The sequence below is a fragment of the Herbaspirillum sp. B65 genome, from assembly GCF_000333555.1.
GTDB classification, from domain to species: Bacteria; Pseudomonadota; Gammaproteobacteria; order Burkholderiales; family Burkholderiaceae_D; genus Herbaspirillum; species Herbaspirillum rubrisubalbicans.
The window spans coordinates 1-940 of record NZ_BADI01001240.1 but is presented as its reverse complement, the minus strand read 5'-3'; the positions used below and the strand labels follow the sequence as shown (position 1 = coordinate 940).

The window sequence follows — 940 nt, the reverse complement described above, 5'->3', positions numbered from 1 at the left end:
GGCGGCCGACCGCACGATCGGCAGGTGGCTTCGAAGTCCAGCTCGAACACGCGCAGCGGAGCGTTCACGTAGGTCGAGGGGGTGGCGATGGCCACCAGCGGCAGGATCACGTCACACTTCTGACNGTGGTATTCCACCCATTCCTGATTGATGGTGATGTCGCCCTCGAAGAAGTGCATACGCGACTTGTAGGCCTCGTTTTCCAGGATGTCGGTGATACGGTCGGTCATCATGTCCATGCCATAGACGTGCCAGTCCGTGGTTTCCAGGATGCGCTTGGACAGGTGGTGGCCGATGAAGCCGTTGACGCCGAGAATGAGGACTTTTTTCATAATGTTGAGAGCTAGTGAATGGCCGGACTTCAGGAGGCCATGTATTTCAGGTAATTGTTGAGTGAAGCATCCTGATCATTGATCTGGATGCCCAGGATCTGGAGAAAGTTGCCATCGCCACAACGGGCGTACAACTTGCCGCCTTCGAAGAACTTGTCTTGCATACCATGGGCCCGCTGCAACGCAGGATGGGCTGCTGGCGGAACCAGCCGGGTTCTCGTGACCGTAATTTTATCACCCGCGATTTCCTCGAAGGCGCCGGGATAGGGGGGGGCGACGGCGCGCACCAGATTATGGACCTCGCCAGCGGTGCGGCGCCAGTCGATGCGGCCATCTTCGGGCTTGCGGCCGCTGAAGTAGCTGCCCTGGGCCAGATCATTGGGCAACTTGGGTGTATTGCCTGCCAGCATGGCCGGCAATACCTTCCAGAGCGTCATTTCGGCAGCCACCACCACCTTGCCGAAGACTTCATGGGCGGTGTCGTCGGGCAGGATGGGCACGGCGGTCTGCGCCACGATGGCGCCGGCGTCGGGCTTGGCGGTCATTTCGTGCAGGGTGGCGCCGGTTTCGGTCTCACCGCGCAGCACCGCCCAGTTGATGGGCACGCG

The 940-nt window shown here is 60.5% G+C and carries 1 protein-coding gene and 1 pseudogene; both read right to left on the bottom strand.

Annotated features, from left to right (window positions below; genetic code table 11):
• Window positions 1-332, bottom strand: a pseudogene (locus I5W_RS28945) (NAD-dependent epimerase/dehydratase family protein); the annotation flags it as partial.
• Between the two features lie 29 nt (window positions 333-361).
• Window positions 362-940 (bottom strand): formyltransferase family protein (locus I5W_RS28940; RefSeq protein ID WP_044531848.1); only part of this gene is annotated, 579 nt, incomplete at its 5' end.